Genomic DNA, 23,232 nt, shown 5'->3' with positions numbered 1-23,232 from the left:
TACGCGGTGGTCGGGGCGTGGGCGGGCGAAGACCGCGGCCGTGGTGATGGTGGCCTGGGTGGCGCTGCTGTGGCTGCTGGAAGTGGCCGACACGGCCTCGGGCCACGCGCTGGACGACTTCGGCGTCGTGCCGCGCACGACCTCGGAACTGGTCGACGTCGTCCCCTCCGCCTTCGTCCACTTCGGCTTCGCCCATGTCGCGGCGAACAGTGTGCCGCTGCTGGTGCTCGGTTTCCTCGCAGCCCTCGGCGGGCTGCGCCGGTTCGCCGCCGTGTGCGCGCTGGTCATCGTCTGCGACGGCCTGGGGGTGTGGCTCGTAGCCCCGGCGCACACCAACACGGCGGGCGCCTCCGGCCTGGTCTTCGGTCTGTTCGGCTTCCTGCTGTGCAGCGGCTTCGTGGAGCGCCGGCCGACGGGCGTCGTGGTCGCCGTGCTGGTCGGCGCGGTCTGGGGCGGATCGATCCTCGCGGGCGTCGCGCCCGGTCAGGCCGGCGTGAGCTGGCAGGGCCACCTCATCGGCCTGCTGGCCGGCGTGGCCTCGGCCTTCCTGTTCCGGCGCCGGCCGGGCCGCCGGGGCGCGCCGGCCTTCTGAGGCCGCGCCCGGCACGGGAGGAGGTGCGAAGGGCGCGCGGAGGACCGTGCGGACCGCGCGCAGGACCGTGCGGACCGCGCGGGGGGTCAGAGGCCGAAGCACTGCTCCGGGCGGCCGTCCGCGGGCAGGAGGCAGGCTTCGGCGTTCGCCGGGTCGCCGCCCGTCATGGGGGTGTAGACGTACCCTTCGGCGTCGTACCGGTCCCGTACGGTGGCCTGCCGGGTCAGCCGGCCCGGCACCCTCAGCTCGATCCGGTCACCGCTCCGGGTCAGCCATGCCCGTGCCCAGAGAGCCCCGCAGTGGTCACTGTGCCGGATGTCCATGCGGGCACCGCCGGGGAACGCCGCCTCCGCCACGATGCCGAACTCGGAACCCGGTGCGGTGCAGCCCATGGACTCGGGATCCTCACCGTCGCACTCCCTGCCGCGGCAGCCCGGAGGGGTCGGCTCCGGTTCGGCGGACGCCATGATGTGCGGGGTCGTGCAGAAGGCGGTCACGGACAGCAGGACGGAGACCCCCACGGGCCACCACCGGCCCGCGGCCCGACGCCAGGTCCGGCGCGGTCCCGCAGCCGGTGCTCCCCGGTCCGCACCCGCGCCCCCCGCCTTCGCCCCCGTGCCCGTACCCGCGCCCGTGTCCGTTCCGGGTTCCGGAACCGGTGCGCCCCGCATCGGCGGCCCAGCGGGAACCGGGTCCGTGCCACCCGCGCCGTCCTCGTCACCCGCGCCACCACCCGCGTCGCTCGCGCCCTCCGCGCGATCACCCGCGGTCCGGCGGGCAACGCCGGGGCTTCGTGCGCCTCCGGCGGGTCTCGGCGCTCCGCCGCCCTGTCGCTGCCGGCGCTCCTGCCTGTCGCCACCGTTCACCTCCACGGCCCTGGCGGCCTCCCACAGGGCCAGCGTGCGTCCTGGTAACACGTTGGTGAGGGAGCAGAACTCGACGACCGCTTCCCTGGGCGGCAGGTTGTTCCCCGTGAGGTAGCGGTGCCAGGTCGACTTGCTGATGGAGCTCCGGCCGGCCAGAGCCTCCAGGCTCAGCCCGGACCGTTCCCTCAGTACCGCCAGCTCCTCGGCAAGTCGGTGCAGTTCCGTGCTCTGCCCCTTCATCGCCGCAGAGCCTCCCAGGTGTGCTCGCCGATCACGCCGTCGACGACCAGGTGGTCGCGGTCCTCCTGGAAGCGCTTGACGGCCCGCTCGGTCATCATGTCGTAGGCGCCGTCCACGACGGCCACCGGATAACCGTGGTACTCCAGCAGGCACTGGGCCTCCACCACGTCCCAGCTGATCACCAACTGGTGCAGATAGGCACGCCGGGTGTCGCTGTGGCCGGCGGTGAGGGAGGCCCCCTCCCGCTCGACCGGGCAGTCGTAGGTGGTGCCGGGACGGAACTCGAAGCCGTCCGCCCCCTGCCCGGACGCGCCGCCCGCCTTCTGAGAGGTCGCGGCGATGGTGACGGCCGTGCCGGCCAGGATCAGCAGGGACACCAGGTACGGAGCCCGGCGCCGCACCCATGAGGCCCGCGCCGCCGCCGCTCCCCCGGACCGGTACGTTCCACCGCCCGGCGCCCCGGCGCCCTCCGTGTCCGGGCCGGAGACATCCGGCTGCTCCGCCACCGGCCGGGCGGCGCCGTTCCAGTCGTCGCCGGCCAGCTCGCGGAGCGCGACCCACTGGCCGGCGTCCTCGCCCGCCAGCCGGGCCAGATCGACGATCGCCTCGGGCGGTGGCAGGTTCTTGCCGTTGAGATAGCGCTCCCACGAGGAACGGCTGTACGCGGTACGCCTCTCCAGCGCGGACAGGCTCAGGCCGGTGCGGTCCTTCAGTTCACGCAGACCGGTCACCAGGCGTCGGGCGTACGGGCCGAGTCCTTCGGGCAGAGGCCTCCACCGTGCCATGGCAGGCGATCCTTTCCTTCGGGGCGTGGCCCCAGGGTCGTCTTCCTCTTGGTACCGGGTCCTGTGCCGAGCTCGTCCCTGCGAAGCGTCCCAGGACGTGCCCCGGAACGTCCCTGCGGGCCACATCCCCGCAGGCCAGCGACGGAGATGTCCCGGAGACTCCCGGGACATCCTGGATCATAGCGCCACCGGGAAATCGACGGGCAGGCTGAAAGCGGAATCGCGCCGCACCGGCGTTCCGACCGGACGGCCCGTCAACTACGTTCCCCCGGAGGGGAGAAGAATGAACGTCCGCCAGAAGGTGGCTCTGCTCACCGCGTCCACGGCCCTGCTCGGCGGCGTGGCCATGACCGCCGCACCGGCCACCGCCGCAGCGCCGCCAGCCGCCGCGTCCGACACCTGCTACACGCAGAGCACGATCGGCCTCACCTGTCACTACCACTACGGCAACAAGTGGGCCGAGCGCGGCAGCTACGGCGCGCACGTCGCCGAGATCCAGGCGCTGATCAACGGGACGACGAACTACCGCGACACCTCGGGTGGTTCCCGGCTCACCGTGGACGGCGACTTCGGGCCGGCCACCGAGCGGGCCGTGCGCTGGTTCCAGCGCACGTACATCGGCGCCTCGGCGGTCGACGGCATCGTCGGCCCCAACACCTGGCACGCACTGCGCGGCTACCGGAACTGAGCTGTCCGGTGCGAGGCCCTGTCGCGCGTGGGGACGACAGGGCCTCGCGCCGGCGGTCTGCGGACCGCGCCGGTCAGACCGTCAGCCCCCGCACCAGGAGGTCCAGCAGCGCGCAGACGAACAGCGCGATGCCGATGAAGCCGTTGACGCTGAAGAAGGCGCGGTTCAGGCGGGTCAGGTCGTCGGGGCGGACGATGGTGTGCTCGTAGACGAAGGCCGCCGCGACGATCAGGAGACCGAGCCAGAAGAACGCGCCGGCGCCGGTGAGGACCGCGTACCAGACGAACAGGGCCGTCGTCACGGCGTGGCAGGCGCGGGCGCCCCATACGGCGGCCGGGATGCCGAAGCGGGCCGGGACCGACTTCACGCCGACCTCGCGGTCGGTCTCCACGTCCTGGCAGGCGTAGATGAGGTCGAAGCCGCCGATCCAGACGCCGACCGCGAGGCCGAGGACGACCGCGTCCCAGGACCAGGAACCGGTGACGGCCAGCCATCCGCCGACCGGGCCCATGGCCTGGGCGAGTCCGAGGACGGCCTGCGGGAAGTCGGTGAACCGCTTGCCGTACGGATAGACCACCATCGGGATCACCGCGACCGGCGCGAGGGCCAGGCAGAGCGGGTTGAGCAGGGCGGCCGCGCCCAGGAACACCACCAGGGCGATGATCGCGCCGGTCCACGCGTGCCGGACCGACATCGCGCCGGTGACCAGTTCGCGGTGGGCGGTGCGCGGGTTACGGGCGTCGATCTCGCGGTCGATGATCCGGTTGGCGGCCATCGCGAAGGTGCGCAGGCCGACCATGGCGATCGTGACCAGGAGCAGCCGGCCCCAGTGGATGTTCCGGTCCCACTCGTACATCGCGGTGAGAGCGGCGATGTAGGCGAAGGGCAGCGCGAACACGGAGTGCTCGATCATCACCAGGCGCAGGAAGGCCTTCACCCTGCCGGCCTGCTGCGGTGCCGCGCCCGGGTTCACGATCCCGTCGGCGGTGGTCATCATGCGAGGCTCCCGAGGAACGCGTCGAGGTCGGCCAGCAGTGCGGCGACGGGCAGCGGGCCCGTCTCCACGGTCAGCGGCGTCGCGGCGTCGTCGCCGGACGGGTCCTCGGGCGGGGTGACGTGCGCGGTGAAGACGTACGCGTCCGTGCCGGTGCTCCCGCCCGCGCCCGGGACGGCCGGGCGGGCGTCCAGGCGCAGCAGCGAGCCGCCGTCGACCGTGAACGGCCCGCCCGCCGCGGCGGTGAGCCCGGCGCGCAGCCGTTCGGCGAAGTCGGCGGGTTCCGCGTCGCGCACCCCGGGCAGCTCGAAGCCGCCGCCCTCGCCGTCGTGCTCGACCAGGACCGCCCAGGTGTCACCGGCGCCGGCGAACTCCTCCGGCGTGACGCCCGCCTGCTCGGCGGCCTGCCGGACGCCGGGGTCGGCCGGGTCCAGCTCGGGGCGTACGAGGGCCACGTAGTCGGTGTCGGTGCCGACGAAGAGGGCCGGGCCCCCCACGGGGACGGGGCTCACAGTCCGTACTCCTTCCAGCGGCGGTCGACCAGCGCGGCCGTGTCCGGGTCGGACTCGACCATGTCGGGCCAGCCGCCGTCGCGCGTGTACCCCTCCTCGGGCCACTTCTTGGTCGCGTCGATGCCCGCCTTGCCGCCCCAGAACTGCTGGTAGGACGAGTGGTCGAGATGGTCGACCGGGCCTTCGACGACGCTGAGGTCACGGGCGTAGTCGGTGTTGCCGAGGGCCCGCCAGGCGACCTCGTGCAGGTCGTGGACGTCGCAGTCGGAGTCGACGACCACGATCAGCTTGGTCAGCGACATCATGTGGGCGCCCCAGACGGCGTGCATCACCTTCTGCGCGTGCTTGGGGTACTTCTTGTCGATCGAGATGATCGCGCAGTTGTGGAAGCCGCCGGCCTCGGGGAGGTGGTAGTCCACGATGTCCGGGATGATGATCTTGAGGAGGGGGAGGAAGAAACGCTCGGTGGCGCGGCCCAGCGGCCCGTCCTCGGTCGGCGGGCGGCCGACGACGATCGACTGGAGCAGCGGGCGCCTGCGCATCGTGACGCAGTCGATCGTCAGGGCGGGGAACGGTTCCTGCGGGGTGTAGAACCCGGTGTGGTCGCCGAACGGGCCCTCGGGAAGCGTCTCGCCCGGCTCCAGCCAGCCCTCGACGACGACCTCGGCGTGCGCCGGGACCTGGAGCGGGACCGTCCTGCAGTCGACCATCTCGATCCGCTTGCCCTGCAGGAACCCGGCGAAGAGGTACTCGTCGATGTCTCCGGGGAGCGGCGCGGTGGAGGCGTACGTCACGGCGGGCGGGCAGCCGAAGGCGATGGCGACCGGGAGCCGCTCACCGCGGCGGGCCGCCACCTGGTAGTGGTTCCGGCTGTCCTTGTGGATCTGCCAGTGCATGCCGATGGTGCGCTTGTCGTGGCGCTGGAGCCGGTACAGGCCGAGGTTGCGGATGCCCGTTTCGGGGTCCTTGGTGTGGGTGAGGCCCAGGTTGAAGAAGGAGCCGCCGTCCTTGGGCCAGGTGAACAGGGCGGGCAGCAGGTCGAGGTCCACGTCGTCGCCCTGCAGGACGACCTCCTGCACCGGGGCGTCCTTCACCTTCTTCGGCGGTACGTGGGTCATCGCGCCGAGCTTGCCGAACGCCTCGCGCACGCCCACGAAGCCGTTGGGCAGCTCGGGCTTGAGGAGGCCGCCGATCTTCTCGCTGATCTCGGCGTACGACTTCAGGCCGAGCGCCTTCAGCAGGCGGCGGTCGGTGCCGTACACGTTCATCGCGAGGGGCATGGCCGAGCCGCGCACGTTCTCGAAGAGCAGCGCGGGGCCGCCGGCCTTCTGCACCCGGTCGACGATCTCACCGACCTCGAGGTGCGGGTCGACCTCGGCCTTGACACGCTTGAGGTCTCCCTCGCGGTCCAGGGCCCTCAGCAGGGAGCGAAGATCGTCGTAAGCCATGGGGCCAAGTATCCCCGAGCGGCTACCCTTGCCGGGTACCTGGGGGCTGTGGCTGTGCCGACGTCCCCGACGCCCCCTTCCCTGGAGAGGCCCATGCTCAGGGTGCTGATGTTCCTCGTCCCCCTCGCCCTGAGCGTCTACGCGTTCATCGACTGCATCGGCACGAAGGACGAGGACATTCGTCACATGCCCAAGCCGCTGTGGGCGATCCTGGTGCTGGTGTTCCCGCTCGTCGGTTCGATCTCGTGGATCATCGCCGGCAAGAAGCGGCGGCCCGCGGGCGGCGGCGCCGGTTCCGCGTGGAGCCGGGGCGGCAGCCGGCAGCAGTGGGTGGCGCCGGACGACAACCCCGACTTCCTGAGGTCCCTCGGCGAGGACCGGGACGGGCCCGGGGAGAAGAACACCGACCCGGACCCGGGCAGGGGCAAGGGCAAGGGCAAGGAGCGCGACGAGAAGCCCGAGACCGACTGAGGGACCGCGCGGGGCGGGTCCCGCCGGTTCGGGGCGTCCTCGTCCGGCCGCGCGCACACCGCACCGGCCGCTGCCCGCCCGGTCCCCTGCCGGCCGGACGATCGCGCGGCGCGGGGGCGGGCCGGTTCCCACCCCGAAGGGCTCGGATCACTCGCCCGCGAAGGTCTCCTCCGCCTCGGACACAGCGAGGGCCCGGGTGAGCCAGGCACGGAGAACCTCGTGGCCGGGGCAGCTCGTCCCGCGCGTGCGCACGGCGTCGGAGACCTCGAGACCGCGCTGTTCGAGAACGAGCAGGACGTCCTCGGCACGGTCCTGTGCACGGCCTTTCTCGAGCCCCTGCTCACGCTCCCGCTCACGCCCTTCGTCCCTGACTCCTTCGGAGAGGGAGGACCTGCGGGGGGAGAGGTCCACGGCCACCAGATTCCTCGGGCCTCGACGGCCGGCGGGAACGCGCCCTGCGCCTCGGTCTCGAGCCGCAGCAGGGTGTCCACCCCGCGTTCGACGGGACCGGCCTCGGTGCGGCGGGCACGACTGGCCGACCGGACGCGGCGTACGGATCACGCTGTTGGACGGTCCCGGGTGCACCGCGATGATGCGGGAGTTCGTCGTACGGTGCCCGGAGGTGTGGAACGGGGACACCGGGGCGTGACGAAGGCCGGCTCCCGTGCCCGGCGGACGGGTGACGGAGGCCGGCCTTCGCGGGTGGTGCCCCGGGACGCCGCTCAGAAGCCGATGGCGGTGAGGGCGCCCAGGCCGACGTCGGCGTAGGAGTGCTTGCCGGAGACGAAGATGTTCACGCCGTAGTAGTTGAAGAGCCAGCAACCGAAGGCGAGCAGGGCCAGGTAGGCGGCCTTGCGGCCCTTCCAGCCGGCGGTGGCGCGGGCGTGCAGGTAGCCGGCGTAGGCGACCCAGGTGATGAAGGACCAGGTCTCCTTGGGGTCCCAGCCCCAGTAGCGGCCCCAGGCGTCGCCGGCCCAGATGGCGCCCGCGATGATCGTGAACGTCCACAGCGGGAAGACGGCCGCGTTGACGCGGTAGGAGAACTTGTCGAGCGAGGCGGAGGCGGGCAGCCGCTCCATGACGGAGGTGGCGAAGCTGCCGGGCCTGCCGCCCCGCGCGAGCTTGCTCTCGTAGGAGTCCTTGAAGAGGTACAGGACCGTGCCGACCGCACCGACGTAGAAGACCGCGCCGCACAGGATCGCGGTGGAGACGTGGATGTAGAGCCAGTACGAGTCGAGCGCGGGGACCAGCTGGTCGCTCGCGGTGTACAGGACGGTGACGGCCAGGCCGAGGTCGAGGAGGACCGTCGTGGTCAGGAACAGGCCGAGCCAGCGCACGTTCTTCTTCAGCGCCAGCAGCAGGACGTACACGCCGACGGCGACCGTGGTGAAGGTGATGTTGAACTCGTACATGTTGCCCCACGGCGCCCGCTGCACGGACAGCGCCCGGGCGAGCACACCGCCGAACTCGACCAGGAAGGCGAGCACGGTGAGGGAGACGGCGATCCGCCCGTAGAGGTCGCCCTGCGCGTCCCCGCCGTGCGCCCCCGGCCCGTCGGGCACGTCCCGCGCGCCGGCCGCGGCCCGCACGACGACCTTGGGCCGCTCCAGTACGGCGGTGCCGCCCTCCTGCTTCACGGTGACGGCGGGGGCGGTCTTCTTCGCCGCCTGCGCGCGGGGGGTGAGCGCGGCGGCGGTGCGGGCGACCTTGCTGCGACTGCCGAAGATCCATTCGGCGATGTACGCGAAGAAGGCCAGGGTGTAGACCGCCATCGCGGAGTAGATCAGGAGGTTGCTGATCTCCGCGAGGTTCTCGTTCTTCGCGGCGGCCAGGCTCGTGGCGGTGACCAGATCGGTTGCGGCGGCGAGAGTCACGGCTTCTCAGCCCCTTCGGCAGGTACGGCTTGAGGGTCGGGGGTGTCGGGCGAGTCAGGTGCGTCAGGTGCGTCAGGTGATTCGGCGGACGGCTGCGGGTCGCGGGCACCCGGGGCCTGGTCGTAGAGGATTCCGGCGAGGTCGCCGAGTTCCTCGGGCACGGTGGCGGACTCGCTGCGGCCGAGCCCGGCCATCTCGACGACGGTGACGCCGTCGGGGCCCTCGACCGCGCGCACCCACACCCGGCGCCGCTGGATGAACAGGGAGCCGGCCAGACCGGCGATCGCGACGAGGGCACCGCCGAGGGCCCAGCCGCCGCCCGGCTCCTGGACCATCTGGAAGCCGGCCCATTCCCTGATGTCGTTCTCGAAGGTGACCGTGCCCGCACCGTCCGGGAGGGTCATGGTCTCGCCGGGCGTCAGCATCTTCTTGAACAGTTCGCCGTCGGAGTCCTTGAACTCCTTCATCTTGCTCTTGTCCATCTGGTACACGCTCTGCGGAATGCCGGAATCGGCCTTCAGATCGCCGTGGTAGGCGGACAGCGCGAGCACCGGATAGTCGAGGGCCGGGAACTGGGAGAGCATCGTGCCGCTCCGGGAACCGCCGAAGGTGGGCACGAAGAAGGCGTTGAAACCGAGCTGCTCCTTCTTCCCCTCGGCGTTGCGGTAGCCGTCGAGGACCTTGACCACCCCGGAGGAGGTGACGTTGGAGTCGAGCGGCAGCAGGGGCACCGCGTCCTTGAAGACGACCTTGCCCTCGCCGTCGCGGACGGTGACCACGGGCGCGTAGCCGTGGCTGACGAGGTAGACCTTGGAGTCGCCGATCCGCAGCGGCTCGTTGACCCTGACGGTGGTCGTCCTCTCCTCGCCGTAGGCGCCCTCGCTGTAGACGAGCTCGGTCTCGTAGGTGCGCGGCGTTCCCTTGTTGGGGCCGCTGCGCTCGTAGGTTCCGGTGAAGGACTTCACGTCGAAGCTGAACGGCTCCAGGTCGGCGACGTCGAAGAGGTTGCCGGACCTGAAGTCGTCGTACTGCGAGAGCGTGTTGGCGAAGCCGTTGCCCTCGACGATCAGCTTGTTGCCCTCGGACTTGAACAACTGACCCCAGGCGAAGGCGATCAGCATCACGATCAGGGCGAGGTGGAAGGCGAGGTTGCCGGCCTCCCGCAGATAGCCCTTCTCGGCGGCGACGGCGTCACCGGCGAGGTGGGCGCGGAAGCGGCGCTTGCGCAGCAGGGCGAGCGCGGCCTCGCGGACCTGCCCGGGGCCGGCCTCGGTGCGCCAGGTGGTGTACGCGGGCAGCCGGGTCAGGCGCTTGGGCGCGCCCGGCGGGCGGCCGCGCAGCTGGCCCACGAACTGCCAGGTGCGGGGCACGATGCAGCCGATGAGGGAGACGAACAGCAGGATGTAGATCGCCGAGAACCACACCGAGCTGTAGACGTTGAACAGGCCGACCTTGTCGTAGACCTGCGCGAGGAACTCGTGCCGCTCGCGGAAGTCGGCGACCCGGGTCTCGTCGACACCGGTCTGCGGGACGAGCGAGCCGGGGATCGCGGCGAGCGACAGCAGCAGGAGCAGCAGCAGCGCCACCCGCATGGAGGTGAGCTGCCGCCAGAACCAGCGGGCCCAGCCGATGACGCCCAGCGCGGGCAGGTTCGGCAGGTCCTCCCTGGGCGCGGTGGACAGCTGGGAGCCGGCCTCGCCGAGATCCTGGTCCTGGTCGCGGGCGGCCCGGTCCCGGGCCGCGGCGTCGGCCGCGGCGCCCCCGGGGTCGCCCGGGGTGTGTTCCCGCCCGGTCTTGGAAGTCGTGCTCATCGCCGTCAGATCCCCACAGTGAAGCCGTTGGACCAGGTCTGCATCTCCACCACGAGGCTGTCCCACACGCCGGTGAGCAGCAGCACTCCGGTGAGGATCATCATCGTGCCGCCGGCCCGCATGACCCAGACGTAGTGCCGCTTGACCCATCCGAAGGCGCCGAGCGCCCTGCGGAAGGCCACGGCCGCCAGGACGAAGGGCAGGCCCAGTCCCAGACAGTACGCGACGGTCAGTACGGCGCCGCGTCCGGCGCTCTCCTGCTGTGCGGAGAGCGTCAGGACGGAGGCGAGGGTGGGGCCGATGCAGGGCGTCCAGCCGATGCCGAACAGGGCGCCGAGGACGGGCGCGCCGGCCAGCCCGGCCGCCGGCCGCTGGTGGAAGCGGAACTCGCGCTGGGTCAGCCAGGGCATCATCCCCATGAAGAAGACGCCCATGAGGATCATGAGGACGCCGAGCACCTTGGTGAGGACGTCCGACTGTTCCTGCAGCGTCTGCCCGAAGAAGCCGAAGAAGGCGCCGCCCGAGACGAACACGACGGTGAAGCCGAGGACGAACAGCGAGGCGCCGGCGACCATCCGGCCGCGCCGGGCCTCGGCCAGGTCGGTGCCGGACACGCCGGTGACGTAGGAGAGGTAGCCGGGGACCAGCGGCAGGACGCAGGGCGAGAAGAAGGAGACGAGCCCGCCGAGCAGGGCGATGGGCAGCGCCACCAGCAGGGCGCCGTTGAGCACCGTGCCGTTGTAGCCCGTCTCGGCGGCGAGGTGCCCCGTCCCGGCGGCGAGGGAGCCCGCGTCGGCCGCGAGCGTGGTGAGGACGGTCACGTCACTTCTCCGCGACGACCGGCTCGAGCATCTTCAGCAGCCGTTCCTCGCTGAGCGCGGTGAGCGATCGGGCGGCCACCTTCCCGTCCCGGTCCAGGATCAGGGTGGAGGGGATCGCCTGCGGGTTGAGGGTGCCCTTCTCGAAGCGGAGCATCAGCTTGCCCGTGGGGTCGTACAGGCTCGGGTAGGTGATGCCGAAGTCCTTCTCGAAGGCGCGCGCCGACCCGGTGCTGGTGTCGCGGGTGTTGATGCCGACGAACTGCACGTCCTGGTCGGCGTAGTCCTCGGAGACCTTGGCGAAGTACTTGGCCTCCGCGCGGCACGGGTTGCACCAGGAGCCCCACACGTTGAGGACGACGACCTTGCCCTGGAAGTCGGCGACGTCGAGGTGCTCTCCCTCGATCGTCCTGCCGGACAGGTCGGGCGCGGCGACGCGCTCACTCCTGGCGACGGTGGAGATGCCGTCGGTGCCGGTGACGAAGTTGGTGTTGCCGCCCCCGCCGGAGGTTCCGCCGGAACCGCACGCGGAGAGCAGCAGGGCCGTCACCACGGCTCCGGTGGCCAGGACGGCACGGCGGCGCGCACGGACGCGCGGGGCGCGCGGGGCGCGCACGTGGGCGGCGTGAACTCGGGTGGCACGGACACCGGTGGCGCGGTCCGAGCGCTGGGGGGCGCGGCTGGCGGCACTCATGTGAAAAGTTTCGCATGCCCGTCCCGGGGCTCTCGGGCACCCCCCTTGCGGACGGAAACCCGCATATCAGGCACCGCTCGCGGCCCCCTCCCCCGAGCCCGTCCCAGCACCCGGCCCCGCGGCGGCACCCGGTCCGCCGGAGCCTCCCGAGCCTCCGGAACCACCCGACCCGCCCGAGCCTCCCGAACCACCTGATCCGCCCGACCCGCCCGAGCCTCCCGGGCCTCCGGAGCCGCCCGGGCCTCCGGAACCGCCCAGGAAGCCCTTCCAGCCACCGGTCGGCTCCTGTCCGACCTCCAGCGTGCGTAACCGCTCCAGCACCTCGGGCTTCTGCACGTCCAGCCAGTCGGTGAACTGCCGGAAGGAGACCATGCGGACGTCGCCGCCCTTGTCCTTCTCCCGTGCGATGTGCTCGATGACACCCTCGACGGCGTCCATGTAGATGCCGCCGTTCCACTGCTCGAAGTGGTTGCCCACGAAGAAGGGTGCCCGGTTCGTCTCGTACGCCCGCTTGAATCCCGATATGTACGCCCGGGTCGCCTGTTCCCGCCAGGCGGGGTGGTTGCTCGCGGGCGCGTTGGTGGAGTTGACGGACTGGTTGGCGAGGATGTTGTAGTCCATCGACAGGACCTCGAAGGACCGGCCGGGGAACGGAATCTGCTGCAGGGGCAGGTCCCACATCCCCCGGCGCTTCGACGGCCAGACCTGGAGGCCGCCGGGCGAGGATGCGTCGTAGCGCCAGCCCAGGTCGCGGGCGGTGGTGAGCAGGTTGTCCCGGCCGAGCAGGCAGGGCGTACGGCCGCCGACGAGTTCCTTGTCGTAGTCGAACGGCAGGGACGGCAGGTCCGTCCAGCCGGAGTTGGTCCGCCACTCCTTGACGAAGGACTTCGCCTGGTCGATCTCACTGCGCCACTGCTGCGGGGTCCAGGTGCCGACGCTGCCGGAGCCGGCGCAGAAGTGGCCGTTGAAGTGGGTTCCGATCTCGTGGCCCTCGAGCCAGGCGCGGCGGACGTTCTTCAGCGTGTCCTTGATGTGGTCGTCGGTCAGGTAGCCGATGTCGGAGGCGCCGCGCGGATTGTTGGGCGGGTCGTACAGCCGCTTCTTCGACTCGGGCAGCAGATAGATGCCGGAGAGGAAGAACGTCATGTGGGCCTCGTGCCGCTCGGCGAGGTCCAGGAAGCGCGGGAAGAGCCCGTTGCCGACCTCGCCGGCCCCGTCCCAGGAGAAGACGACGAACTGCGGCGGCGCCTGACCCGGCTCCAGCGGCACCGGCCGGGAGGGCTGGTGGGGCTGCTTTCCGGTGAAGGCGGTGGAGCCGTCGCCGATCGGCCGGGCGGTCTTCGTCGGCCTGGGCTTCCCCGGACGGCCGCCGTCCTTCGGTCCGCCCGTACGGCTCGAGCCGCCCGAGCCCGTGCCGCTGCCGCAGCCGGTCAGCGAGACCGCCGCGGCGGCTCCTGCCCCGAGTCCGAGCATCCCCCTGCGGGTGAGCGCGCGCATGACATCCCCGATCGTCGCGTCCTCTGGTGGTCACTCACTCAGAGGACGCGACGGGAACAGAAGTTCCCCGCCCCGTGCGAAGGTTCGGCAACGAACGTCACGAGGGTGTGCCGGGCCGCCGGACGCGCCGCACACCACAGCGGGCCGGGCACTCCGCGTCGCGCGGATCGGGACGGCCCGCACGGCGAACCGGGACAGCCCGCCCAGCAGACCGAAACGGAACCGCCCGGCGGAACGGGACGGAACCGACGGGCGGCATCCGTCCGGCCGGGTCGAGCGGGAGTCGGCCCGGTCTAGCGGGAGCCGGCCCGGTCGGCCGCAGGGCGGGGGAGGGCGTCGGTGTGACGAGGCCCCGTGTGCAGGGCCCCTCTCGTGGAGGGTCTCCCGTACGCGAGGGATTCGCTCGGACGGAGCCGGGAACCGGGGCCGATCCCGCCGGGGCGCCCCCTGTCCGAAGAACCCGGGCAGGGGGCGTCGGCCCCGCCCCTTCGGCCCGCCCCGCCCCTTCGGCCTGCTCCGCCGGTCGGGCCTACGCGCCGAAGGCCTTGCCCTGCGGGGTGCCGTCCTTCCCCTTCACCGGTTTGGCACCGGCGAGGAGATGGGCGGGGACCAGATCGCGGGCCGGCTCGCTGTAGCCGACGGAAACGATCCTGTCCCCCATGTAGGTGAAGGTGGTCAGCGAGGCGAGCGTGCACTGCCGCTTGCGCGGGTCGTGCCACAGCCGCCGCTTCTCGATGTGGGAGCGCACGATCCAGATCGGCAGCTGATGGCTGACCAGCACCGCCTCGTGACCGCGCGCCGCGTCCCTGGCCGCGTCGAGCGCGTCCCTCATGCGGACGACCTGCGCGGCGTACGGTTCGCCCCAGGAGGGCTTGAACGGGTTGACGAGGTGCTTCCAGTTCCCGGGCCGTCGCAGGGCGCCGTCGCCGACGCCGAAGGTCTTGCCCTGGAAGACGTTCTCGGCCTCGAGGAGCCGGTCGTCGGTGGCGACGTCCAGGCCGTGCGCCTTGGCGATCGGCTGTGCCGTCTCCTGGGCCCGCTCCAGCGGGGAGGCGCCGACGTGGACGATGTCGCGGGAGGCGAGGTGCTCGCCGACCCGGTCGGCCATGCGTCGGCCCAGTTCGGAGAGCTGGTAGCCGGGGAGCCGACCGTAGAGGACACCCTCCGGGTTGTGGACCTCGCCGTGCCGCATGAGATGGACGACGGTGACGTCCCCGCTCTTCCTCCCCGCGCCCGTGCCGTCGCTCATGCCGTCGCCTCCGCTGCCGCCCGGGCCGCCGCGGGGAGGGCGTCGGCGATCCGCTGGAGGGCCCGGTCGTCGTGCGCGGTGGACACGAACCAGGACTCGAAGGAGGAGGGCGGCAGATAGACGCCGTCCCCGAGGAGGGAGTGGAAGAAGGCGGTGAAGCGGAACGACTCCTGCGCCTTGGCGTCCTCGTAGTTCTCGACCGGCCGGTCGGTGAAGAAGACGGAGAACATGTTGGAGGCGTTCTGCAGCGTGTGCGCGACGCCCTCCTTGGTCAGCGCCTCGGTGACGAGGGACTGGATCCGCGCGGAGACGGCGTCCACCGTGTCGTACGCGGCGTCGTCGAGCAGCCGCAGCTGGGCGAGCCCGGCGGCGGTGGCGACGGGGTTCCCGGAGAGGGTGCCGGCCTGGTAGACGGGCCCGGCGGGGGCGAGGTGCGCCATGACGTCGGCCCGCCCGCCGAAGGCCGCGGCCGGGAAGCCGCCGCCCATCACCTTGCCGAAGGTCATCAGGTCGGGCCGCACGCCGTCGACGCCGTACCACCCGGCGCGGCTGGTACGGAACCCCGTCATGACCTCGTCGGAGATGTACAGCGCGCCGTTCGCGGCGCAGGCGTCCTTGAGCCCCTGGTTGAACCCGGGCAGCGGCGGCACGACACCCATGTTGCCCGGGGACGCCTCGGTGATCACGCAGGCGATCTCACCGGGGTGCGCGGCGAAGGCCGCGCGCACGGCCTCGAGGTCGTTGTAGGGCAGGACGATCGTGTCGCCGGCCTGCGCGCCGGTGACACCGGGGGTGTCCGGCAGGGCGAAGGTGGCGACGCCCGACCCGGCGGCGGCGAGCAGCGCGTCGACGTGCCCGTGGTAGCAGCCGGCGAACTTGACCACCTTGGCGCGCCGCGTGAAGCCGCGGGCGAGCCGGATGGCCGACATGGTGGCCTCGGTGCCGCTGGACACGAGCCGGACCTGCTCCAGCGGCTCGATCCGGGCGACCATCTCCTCGGCGAGCGCGACCTCGCCCTCACCGGGCGTCCCGAAGGAGGTACCGCGCGCGACGGCGTCCTGCACGGCGGCGATCACCTCGGGGTGCGCGTGCCCGAGGATCATCGGCCCCCAGGAGCAGACGAGGTCGACGTACTCCCGCCCGTCGGCGTCGGTCAGGTACGGGCCGGTGCCGGACACCATGAACCGGGGCGTGCCGCCGACGGCCCGGAAGGCACGCACCGGCGAATTCACGCCACCGGGGGTGACGGCCGCGGCACGGTCGAACAGCGCCTGCGAGGCTTGGGCTTCGTATGGGTATGGCAGTTCGCTCATGACCTGCGACTTCTCCGACCTCTCCGACATCTCGGACTCGGGCTGCGAGTGACCTGTTCAGGGTAGGCCAGGCGCGGGCGGGGCACCGGGGGCCGGGGCCCACCGGGGTCCGCCGAGGTCCGCCGGGGCCCCGGTGAGTAATCCGGCCCCGCCTGCCCGTACCACCTGTCCGTACGGCCCTCTCGCACGCCTGCTCAGCACGGTCGCCCCGCGCGGCCGTTCACGGGCTCGGATATCCGGCCACCCGCAGCGGCATCCGGTCCCGAATCGCCCGTGATCTGCGAAACTGGCGTCGGAGTGCACACAGCTCACCGGCCGGGGCGGCCGGACGCTGGGAAGGACCCGCGGGCAGATGCGACACCGTACGTTTCGGCGGACGGCCGTGGGGGAGGTCACTGACACGATGATCGGGTTGCGCGGCGGGGCCACGCGGCCTAGAAAAGCAGTCGGGTGGAGATATGCATCGCGGTGGCGGACTGGGCGAGGGCACTGACGGCCTCGGCCCTCGGCGTTCCCGGCGGGGAAAGCACCGGCGCGAGGCGGAAGAGGTGGACGAGGCCCGTCGGGCACACGGTGCTCCGGGCGAGGCCGAGTCGATCGACCCGTCGAGTGCGGGGAGCAGGAATGGTGGGCGAGTGGGGGTGACCTACAAGTATTTCGGCGCGCCGGACGGCGCCACCGCAGCCCGCGTCCCGATCTCGATGCGCCCCGAGGAACTCGGCGGCGACGAGCTCGGCATGAACGGCATGTTCACCAAGATCAAGCCGGAGACGATGGCCGCCATGGTCCTCACCGGCATCGAAGGTGTCCCCCTGCACAAGGTGCCGCCGCTGGAACTGGTCGTCCTGCACCCCGACTACGCGGTCGTGAAACTCCCGATGACCGTCGTCGACCCCCTCCGCGGCATAGGCGAGGAAGCGGTGGGCGCGGCCGCCTTCATCTGGTCCACGGTCCCGGACCGCGGCGGCCCCCGCGACGCCTTCAACGTCTACCAACTGCTGCACGAGTGGCAGGACTTCAGCCACCGGCTGCACGAGGCGGGGCATCAGGCGTACTGCCTGGTGTGGCCCTGAGCCGGGGTTTCGTGGAGGTCGGGCGAGGGCTTCGGGCCTCGCCCTTTTCCGTGCCGGAGAGGGGCCGTCAGGCGGCCAGGGCACATTGAGGGCACATCGGTTTTGCTGGGGGTGCTGATGTGTCCTTCCCCTCTCCCTCGCCTTGCGGCTCCGCGTCCGTGAAGGCGTCGTCGATCGCCTCGCGGGTGCGGGACTCGCTGGACGGCAGCAGGTGCGTGGACATCCGCGGCGTGAAGCCCGGGTCCGAGTGGCCGAGGTACTCGGAGAGCGCCTTGACGCTCTCCCCCGCGTCCAGGAGCACGGAGGCGTACGCGTGCCGGAGGGCGTGCACGCCCTCCTCCGGGGCCGCCCGGAGGGACCTCGCCCCGCGCTCGCGGGGAGGGATCACGCCGGCGGCGGCCAGAGCCCGCCTCCAGGCGCCCATGTTGAAGACGCTGCGGTTGTACGCCCGGCGGTGGTCGGGCCGGCGAAGAGGTGCGGCACGTCCCGCCTGCTGGACGTGATCACAAAGACGGCACACGATCCGCTGCTCTCCCGCTCGGAGGGCCCACTTGCCTGTACGCACCACCGCAACCCCGGTGCCGGTGAGGACCGCCGCGATCCGCACGGGGGCCGCTTCGGTCGGCACGACCGGCTTCGCCCTCTCTTGCGACGCCCTCCGGCAGATGGCCGTCCCCCTTCACGTCCGCGGAGTGTTGACCTACGCCTTCCCACTCGTGATCGACGGCTTCACAGCCCTCGGCGCCGCGGCCCTGCTCGTCCTGCGTGCCGCTCCATGGCGCTCTCGCCTGTACGTCTGGGCGCTCGTCGGCACCGCCACCATCACGAGCATCTGGGCGAACGCCCTGCACGCCGTGCGTCTCAGCCAGGAGAGCAACGCCACCGGGCTCCACCTCGACGACGTCACCGTCGGCGCGCCGTCAGCCATCGTCCCGCTCGCGCTCGCCGGAGCCGTCCACCTGGATCCCGTCGTCCGGCGCCACCCCACCCGACAGCATCCGTGTGCACCGGTCATCGCCCTGGTACACGAAGCCGTACCGGATCACGCCCGGCAAGTCCTCGACGACCAGGCTCGGGCCGCCCCGGCCACCACCCTCTCCGAGGCGCATGAGGCCGGGCACGACCCCGCCGCGCTCCTGAAACGAGCAGCCCACCGGCGGACAGCGAGGGACACCCGCTCCCCAGCACGCACTCCGACCTGGCGCATTCGACGGCTCGCCGAAAGCCCTGTACCCGGCAGTGGAGCACGACCCGCTCCGCGCGCGGGCACGCCACACGGTCCGCCCACGCGCCCCGCACGCACCCTGTGATTCCGGTTCATCCCATCAGGGTCGAACACACCGTTTTCTCCGCCTGTCGACCCCGCCCTCTCTCATGATCGGTCCCGACGACCAGGAGAGGGGGACCAGCATGCATCTGACTCCGCATGAGCAGGAGCGCTTGTTGATCCACGTGGCGGCCGACGTCGCCCAGCGACGCCGTGAACGCGGCCTGCTGTTGAACTACCCCGAAGTCATGGCGCTGTTGACGGCGCATGTCTTCGAGGAGGCGCGGGCCGGGGCGACGGTCGACGCGGTGATGGAGTCAGGGCGCCATGTGCTGCAGCGCAGCGAGGTCATGGACGGCGTGCCGGAGATGGTCGACAACGTCCAGGTCGAGGCGACGTTTCCGGACGGCACGAAGCTGGTGACCATCAGCAAGCCGTTCGACGAGGCGTCCACCAAGGTGGACGTCCATCCCGGCAAGCCGGAACTGCTGCCGGACGAGGACGAACACCGGGTGGCCTTCAACGAGGGCGCGACGCCCGTGCCGCTGGTTGTGCGCAACCCCAAGGACCGCCCGGTCCAGGTGGGGTCCCACTTCCACTTCGCCGAGGCCAACGAGGGACTCAAGTTCCGTCGCGAGGCGGCCCACGGAATGCGGCTGCACATCCCGTCCGGCACCTCCGAACGGTTCGAGCCCGGCGACAAGCGCACCGTGATGCTCGTGCCGATCGCCGGTGAGCGGATCGTCCACGGGCTCCAGGCCGACAAGAGCGAAGAGGAGAAGCACCTCGATGCCGGACAGGACTGAGAGGGACAAGCCCTGGGACCCGCTGCTGCGTTCCCGGTACGCCGACCTGTACGGGCCGACCGCCGGCGACCGGGTCCGGCTCGCCGACACCGATCTCGTCCTGCGCATCGACGCGGACTGGTGCGGTGGCCCGGGACGCAGCGGCGACGAGATGGTCTTCGGCGGCGGCAAGGTGATCCGTGAGTCGATGGGCCAGTCGCACATCCCCCGCGACGACCCCCACGAACCGGTGGACACCGTGATCACCGGTGCGCTGGTCCTGGATCACTGGGGCGTCGTCAAGGCCGACGTCGGGCTGCGCGACGGCCGCATCCGGGCCATCGGCAAGGCGTACAACCCGGAGACCATGACGCCCCGTCCCCACGACGACCCGCGCGCCTCGGACTTCGTCGTGGGCCCCGAGACGGAGGTGATCTCCGGCAAGGGCCGCATCCTGACCGCGGGCGGTGTCGACACCCACGTGCACTTCCTGTGCCCGGAGCAGATCCACGAGGCGGTGGCGTCGGGCGTGACGACGCTGATCGGCGGCGGCACCGGCCCGGCCGAGGGCAGCACGGCCACCACCGTGACGCCGGGCAAGTGGCACATCCAGCGGACCTTCGAGGCGCTGGACGCCTTCCCGGTGAACATCGGCCTGCTCGCCAAGGGCAGCACCGTCTCGAAGAAGGCACTGCACGACCAGGTCGCGGCCGGCGCCCTCGGCTTGAAGATCCACGAGGACTGGGGCGCCACCCCGGCGGTGATCGACGCCGCGCTGACGGTGTGCGAGGAGACCGGTGTCCAGGTCGCGCTGCACGCCGACTCGCTGAACGAGGCCGGCTTCGTACAGAGCACCTTCGCCGCGACCAGGAAGGACCGCAAGGCCAAGAAGGCCAAGTACCGCAGCCTGCACATCTTCCACATCGAGGGCGCCGGCGGTGGCCACGCCCCCGACATGATCAGTCTCGCCGGCAAACCCAACGTGCTCCCCGCGTCGACGAACCCGACCCGGCCCTTCACGGTCAACACCGTCAAGGAGCACGTCGACATGATGATCGTGTGCCATCACCTCAATCCGGAGGTCGAGGCGGACATGGCGTTCGCCGACTCCCGGATCCGGCCCTCCACCATGGCCGCGGAGGACCTGCTGCACGACATGGGCGCCATCTCAATGATGTCCTCCGACGCCCAGGCCATGGGCCGCATCGGCGAGATGATCATGCGGACCTGGCAGACGGCGCACGTCATGAAGTCCCGTTACGGCCACCTGCGCGAGGACGACGCGCACGCGGACAACTTCCGTGCCCGCCGCTACGTCGCCAAGTACACGATCAACCCGGCCATCACCCACGGCATCGACCACGAGGTCGGCTCCGTCGAGACCGGCAAACTCGCCGACCTGGTGCTGTGGGAGCCGAAGTTTTTCGGCGTCAAGCCGCACATGGTCATCAAGGGCGGCCAGATCTCCTACGCCCAGATCGGCGACGCCAACGCCTCCATCCCCACCCCACAGCCCTACCTCCCGCGCCCCGTCTGGGGCTTCCAGGGCCGAGCCCCGGCGGCGAACTCCCTCAACTTCGTGGCCGAGGCCGCCCTCGGCGGCGAACTCTCCCGGACCGGGCTGCTCAAGCCTCTGCGCGCGATCCGCTCCACCCGGGAGGTCACCAAGGCCGACATGATCCACAACAACGGCGTCCCGAAGATCGGCATCGACCCCGACACCTTCGACGTCACCATCGGCGGCGCCACCACCTCCGACGTCCGCACCACGGTCGACGGGCAGGACGTCGGACGGAACTACGCCACCGAGCTGCCCCTGGCACAGCGGTACTTCCTCTTCTGACCACCACGGCCGGCCCCGGTGACACCCGCGCGGCCGGCCCTGGCACCTCCTCGCGAAAGGCGGTCCCGCCACCCCATGAGCCGCACTGCCCTGCTCGTCCTGGCCGACGGCCGCTTCCCCGCCGGCGGGCACGCCCATTCCGGCGGAATGGAGGCCGCCGTCGCCTCCGGCCGGGTCCACGACACCGCGAGCCTGGAGGCGTTCTGCCGGGGGCGGCTGCACACCGCAGGACTGGTCGCGGCCGGCCTCGCCGCAGCCGCCGCCGACGGCTACGACGCCCTCGCCCTGGACGAAGCCGCCGACACCCGCACCCCCGTACCGGCGCTGCGCCACATCGCACGCCGCCTGGGCCGGCAGCTGATGCGCGCGGCCCGGGCCACCTGGCCCAGCGCCGGCCTCGACCACCTCGCCCGCCACCGGCCCCGGGGTGCCCACCAGCCGGTCGTGCTCGGCGTCACCGCCCGCGCCGCCGGACTCACTCCACTCGACGCCGCCCAAGCCGCCACCTACGAGAGCGTGGGCGGTCCGGCGACCGCCGCGGTGCGCCTGCTGAGCCTGGACCCGTTCGACGCCACCGCCGTCCTGGCGCGGCTCGCCGACGATCTCGACACCGTCGCCGACGCGGCGGCCGACGCGGCGGGGCGGGCGGCGACGGAGGGGGTCGCCGCCCTGCCCGCCGCGTCCGCTCCCCTGCTGGACATCACCGGTGAGCAGCACGCCGCCTGGACCGTCCGGCTCTTCGCCTCCTGACCAGCCCCGACCGTTGCCTGGAGCATCCCTGTGCATCTCGACCCCCCCGTGACCATGCCGCACCGCCACACCCACAGCGCCGAACCGCTGCTCGCCGACGGCAGCCGCCGCGCCCTGCGCATCGGCTTCGGCGGACCCGTCGGCTCGGGCAAGACCGCGACCGTGGCCGCACTGTGCCGCACCCTGCGCGACCGGCTCTCCATCGCCGTGGTCACCAACGACATCTACACCCAGGAGGACGCCGCCTTCCTGCGCCGCGAGGCCGTCCTGCCGCCCGAGCGGATCACCGCCGTGGAGACCGGAGCCTGCCCGCACACCGCCATCCGCGACGACATCTCCGCCAACCTCGAAGCGGTCGAGGAACTCGAGCAGACCCTGCACCCGCTCGACCTGATCCTCATCGAGTCCGGCGGAGACAACCTCACCGCGACCTTCTCCCGCGGACTCGTCGACACCCAGGTCTTCGTCATCGACGTGGCCAGCGGCGACGACATCCCCCGCAAGGGCGGCCCCGGCATCACCACCGCCGACCTCCTCGTCGTCAACAAGACCGACCTGGCCCCCTACGTCGGCGTCGACCTGGACACCATGAGGGCCGACACCCGCAAGCAGCGCAAGGACCTGCCGTACGCCTTCACCAGTCTCACCGCCCCCGACGGCGTCCAGCCGGTCGCCGACTGGGTCACCGGCTGCCTCGCCGCCTGGCACGCCGCCGGATCCGCCCGGTGAACGTCACCGCCGCGCAGACGCCGACCGCGATCCCGGCGCCGGCCGACGAGCCCTTCCGAGCCGCCGGTGGCCCACACGGCCGGCGCTCCGCCGGACCCGCCCCGGCGCACCCGTCCGGAGTCACCGCGACCGCCCGGATCCGGGCCACCCACAACGGCCGCACCACGACGGTCCCTCTCCTGCACAGCGACGGCCCCTTCCACCTGCGCCGGCTACGGGGCCGCGGAGAGCAGGCGCGTGTCTGCGTACTCGGCGCGATGAGCGCGCCGCTCGGCGGGGACCGGCTCGCCCTCGACATCACCGCCGAGACACGCGCCCGGCTGGAGGTGACCAGCGCAGCCGCCACCATCGCCCTGCGCGGCCCCACCACCGCCCCAGCCACGTACGGCGTACGGGTCAGGGTGGGCGACGACGCGTCCCTGCACTGGCTGCCCGAGCCCCTGATCAGTACCCGGGACAGCACCCTGCACCAAATGTTCGCCGTAGACCTCGCCCCCACCGCCCACCTGCTCATGCGGGAGGAACAGCTCCTGGGCCGCTCGGGCGAACCGCCGGGCCACCTCACCACCCGCCTGACCGTACGCCGCGGCGGACGACCGCTCCTCGACCAGCACACCGCCTACGGCTACCCGGCGCCGGCGTGGGACGGCCCCGCCGTCCTCGGGGCCCACCGGGCGACCGGGCAGCTCCTCCTGGTCGATCCAGGACTGGACACGCCCCAGAAGCCGCACGTCATCGGCGACGACCCGGCAGAGGGACACGCGGTACTGACCCCTCTCGCCGACCCCCAGGCCCTCGTCGCCACCGCCGTCGCCCCGACACCTGCCCGGCTGCGCCACCTCCTGGACACCGCCCTCACATACGTCCACGAGACGCCGCGGCCGGCTGCCGGAGGCGAGCAGTAGATCCGTGAACGACGTGGACGCCGAACCG

22 protein-coding genes and 3 pseudogenes are annotated in these 23,232 nt (G+C 71.8%); 10 read left to right on the top strand and 15 right to left on the bottom strand.

Annotation, left to right across the window (positions count from 1 at the left end):
* The first annotated feature begins 46 nt into the window (after positions 1 to 46).
* The gene (locus ORI94_RS28260) at positions 47 to 592 is read left to right on the top strand and encodes a rhomboid family intramembrane serine protease (protein ID WP_416237917.1); all 546 of its coding nucleotides are present in this window, start codon (positions 47 to 49) and stop codon (positions 590 to 592) included.
* A gap of 86 nt (positions 593 to 678) precedes the next feature.
* Here ORI94_RS28260 and ORI94_RS28255 read toward each other — a convergent pair whose 3' ends face one another.
* From ORI94_RS28255 to ORI94_RS28250, 3 genes and pseudogenes are all read right to left on the bottom strand, one after another.
* A complete protein-coding gene (locus ORI94_RS28255) occupies positions 679 to 1,113 on the bottom strand; it encodes a DUF2690 domain-containing protein (protein WP_266080870.1) in 435 nt (144 codons plus the stop codon).
* Between the two features lie 390 nt (positions 1,114 to 1,503).
* Positions 1,504 to 1,698 (bottom strand): annotated as a pseudogene (locus ORI94_RS35630) (helix-turn-helix domain-containing protein); the annotation flags it as partial.
* On the bottom strand, positions 1,695 to 2,483 hold the full coding sequence (locus ORI94_RS28250; protein WP_266080868.1) for a helix-turn-helix domain-containing protein: 789 nt from the start codon (positions 2,481 to 2,483) through the stop codon (positions 1,695 to 1,697). The gene ORI94_RS28250 and the pseudogene ORI94_RS35630, both read right to left, overlap by 4 nt.
* A 283-nt stretch (positions 2,484 to 2,766) precedes the next feature.
* Between ORI94_RS28250 and ORI94_RS28245 the strand changes: the two genes are divergently transcribed.
* Positions 2,767 to 3,171, top strand: coding sequence for a peptidoglycan-binding domain-containing protein (locus ORI94_RS28245; RefSeq protein ID WP_266080866.1), 405 nt, complete (start codon positions 2,767 to 2,769; stop codon positions 3,169 to 3,171).
* A 73-nt stretch (positions 3,172 to 3,244) separates the two neighbouring features.
* Here the strand turns inward: ORI94_RS28245 and mqnP are convergent, their stop codons facing one another.
* From mqnP to ORI94_RS28230, 3 genes are read right to left on the bottom strand one after another with little or no spacing between them, the layout of a single operon-like run.
* Complete coding sequence (gene mqnP, locus ORI94_RS28240; RefSeq protein WP_266080865.1) at positions 3,245 to 4,168, bottom strand: menaquinone biosynthesis prenyltransferase MqnP; 924 nt, start codon at positions 4,166 to 4,168, stop codon at positions 3,245 to 3,247.
* Positions 4,165 to 4,677 (bottom strand): hypothetical protein, encoded by a 513-nt coding sequence (locus ORI94_RS28235; RefSeq protein ID WP_266080864.1) that lies wholly within the window; start codon positions 4,675 to 4,677, stop codon positions 4,165 to 4,167. Before ORI94_RS28235 ends, mqnP begins: the two co-directional genes overlap by 4 nt.
* Positions 4,674 to 6,125 (bottom strand): menaquinone biosynthesis decarboxylase, encoded by a 1,452-nt coding sequence (locus ORI94_RS28230; protein WP_266080863.1) that lies wholly within the window; start codon positions 6,123 to 6,125, stop codon positions 4,674 to 4,676. Before ORI94_RS28230 ends, ORI94_RS28235 begins: the two co-directional genes overlap by 4 nt.
* 93 nt (positions 6,126 to 6,218) lie before the next feature.
* Here ORI94_RS28230 and ORI94_RS28225 point away from each other — a divergent pair, with 93 nt between their 5' ends.
* Entirely contained in the window at positions 6,219 to 6,596 is a 378-nt protein-coding gene (locus ORI94_RS28225) for a PLD nuclease N-terminal domain-containing protein (protein ID WP_266080861.1), read from the top strand.
* A gap of 147 nt (positions 6,597 to 6,743) precedes the next feature.
* Here ORI94_RS28225 and ORI94_RS28220 read toward each other — a convergent pair whose 3' ends face one another.
* The 8 genes from ORI94_RS28220 to hemL form a co-directional block, all read right to left on the bottom strand.
* Positions 6,744 to 7,007, bottom strand: coding sequence for a hypothetical protein (locus ORI94_RS28220; protein WP_266080859.1), 264 nt, complete (start codon positions 7,005 to 7,007; stop codon positions 6,744 to 6,746).
* Between the two features lie 311 nt (positions 7,008 to 7,318).
* Positions 7,319 to 8,470: a c-type cytochrome biogenesis protein CcsB gene (gene ccsB, locus ORI94_RS28210; RefSeq protein WP_266080857.1), complete on the bottom strand. Its 1,152-nt coding sequence runs from the start codon at positions 8,468 to 8,470 to the stop codon at positions 7,319 to 7,321.
* Positions 8,467 to 10,281: a cytochrome c biogenesis protein ResB gene (gene resB / locus ORI94_RS28205; protein WP_266080855.1), complete on the bottom strand. Its 1,815-nt coding sequence runs from the start codon at positions 10,279 to 10,281 to the stop codon at positions 8,467 to 8,469. The genes ccsB and resB overlap by 4 nt, the downstream gene beginning before the upstream one ends.
* A gap of 5 nt (positions 10,282 to 10,286) precedes the next feature.
* Positions 10,287 to 11,102 (bottom strand): cytochrome c biogenesis CcdA family protein, encoded by an 816-nt coding sequence (locus ORI94_RS28200; RefSeq protein WP_416237912.1) that lies wholly within the window; start codon positions 11,100 to 11,102, stop codon positions 10,287 to 10,289.
* A 1-nt stretch (position 11,103) separates the two neighbouring features.
* Positions 11,104 to 11,793: a TlpA family protein disulfide reductase gene (locus tag ORI94_RS28195; protein ID WP_266080853.1), complete on the bottom strand. Its 690-nt coding sequence runs from the start codon at positions 11,791 to 11,793 to the stop codon at positions 11,104 to 11,106.
* A 66-nt stretch (positions 11,794 to 11,859) separates the two neighbouring features.
* On the bottom strand, positions 11,860 to 13,290 hold the full coding sequence (locus ORI94_RS28190) for a hypothetical protein (RefSeq protein WP_266080851.1): 1,431 nt from the start codon (positions 13,288 to 13,290) through the stop codon (positions 11,860 to 11,862).
* A gap of 529 nt (positions 13,291 to 13,819) precedes the next feature.
* The gene (locus ORI94_RS28185) at positions 13,820 to 14,539 is read right to left on the bottom strand and encodes a histidine phosphatase family protein (protein WP_266080849.1); all 720 of its coding nucleotides are present in this window, start codon (positions 14,537 to 14,539) and stop codon (positions 13,820 to 13,822) included.
* A complete protein-coding gene (gene hemL / locus ORI94_RS28180) occupies positions 14,536 to 15,852 on the bottom strand; it encodes a glutamate-1-semialdehyde 2,1-aminomutase (RefSeq protein ID WP_266080847.1) in 1,317 nt (438 codons plus the stop codon). Before hemL ends, ORI94_RS28185 begins: the two co-directional genes overlap by 4 nt.
* Before the next feature lie 635 nt (positions 15,853 to 16,487).
* On the opposite strand from hemL, the gene ORI94_RS28175 reads away from it, so the two are divergent.
* Positions 16,488 to 16,925, top strand: a complete 438-nt coding sequence (locus ORI94_RS28175; RefSeq protein WP_003992141.1) for a hypothetical protein — start codon at positions 16,488 to 16,490, stop codon at positions 16,923 to 16,925.
* Positions 16,926 to 16,992: 67 nt separating this feature from the next.
* Here ORI94_RS28175 and ORI94_RS28170 read toward each other — a convergent pair.
* A pseudogene (locus ORI94_RS28170) lies at positions 16,993 to 17,376 on the bottom strand (site-specific integrase); the annotation flags it as partial.
* Positions 17,377 to 17,503: 127 nt separating this feature from the next.
* On the opposite strand from ORI94_RS28170, the pseudogene ORI94_RS28165 reads away from it, so the two are divergent.
* The 6 genes and pseudogenes from ORI94_RS28165 to ORI94_RS28140 form a co-directional block, all read left to right on the top strand.
* Positions 17,504 to 17,917 (top strand): annotated as a pseudogene (locus ORI94_RS28165) (DUF2637 domain-containing protein); the annotation flags it as partial.
* 418 nt (positions 17,918 to 18,335) lie between these two features.
* A complete protein-coding gene (locus ORI94_RS28160; protein WP_266080840.1) occupies positions 18,336 to 18,998 on the top strand; it encodes an urease subunit gamma in 663 nt (220 codons plus the stop codon).
* Positions 18,982 to 20,820: an urease subunit alpha gene (locus ORI94_RS28155; protein WP_266080838.1), complete on the top strand. Its 1,839-nt coding sequence runs from the start codon at positions 18,982 to 18,984 to the stop codon at positions 20,818 to 20,820. Before ORI94_RS28160 ends, ORI94_RS28155 begins: the two co-directional genes overlap by 17 nt.
* Positions 20,821 to 20,895: 75 nt before the next feature.
* A complete protein-coding gene (locus tag ORI94_RS28150) occupies positions 20,896 to 21,570 on the top strand; it encodes an urease accessory protein UreF (RefSeq protein WP_266080836.1) in 675 nt (224 codons plus the stop codon).
* A gap of 30 nt (positions 21,571 to 21,600) precedes the next feature.
* A complete protein-coding gene (gene ureG / locus ORI94_RS28145; RefSeq protein WP_266080834.1) occupies positions 21,601 to 22,299 on the top strand; it encodes an urease accessory protein UreG in 699 nt (232 codons plus the stop codon).
* A gap of 29 nt (positions 22,300 to 22,328) precedes the next feature.
* Entirely contained in the window at positions 22,329 to 23,204 is an 876-nt protein-coding gene (locus ORI94_RS28140) for an urease accessory protein UreD (RefSeq protein WP_416237916.1), read from the top strand.
* Positions 23,205 to 23,232: the final 28 nt, after the last annotated feature.

This window comes from Streptomyces sp. NEAU-W12 (assembly GCF_026242095.1).
Taxonomy (GTDB): domain Bacteria; phylum Actinomycetota; class Actinomycetes; order Streptomycetales; family Streptomycetaceae; genus Streptomyces.
The sequence above is the reverse complement of the archived record's forward strand: the minus strand, read 5'-3'. Positions and strand labels throughout refer to the sequence as shown.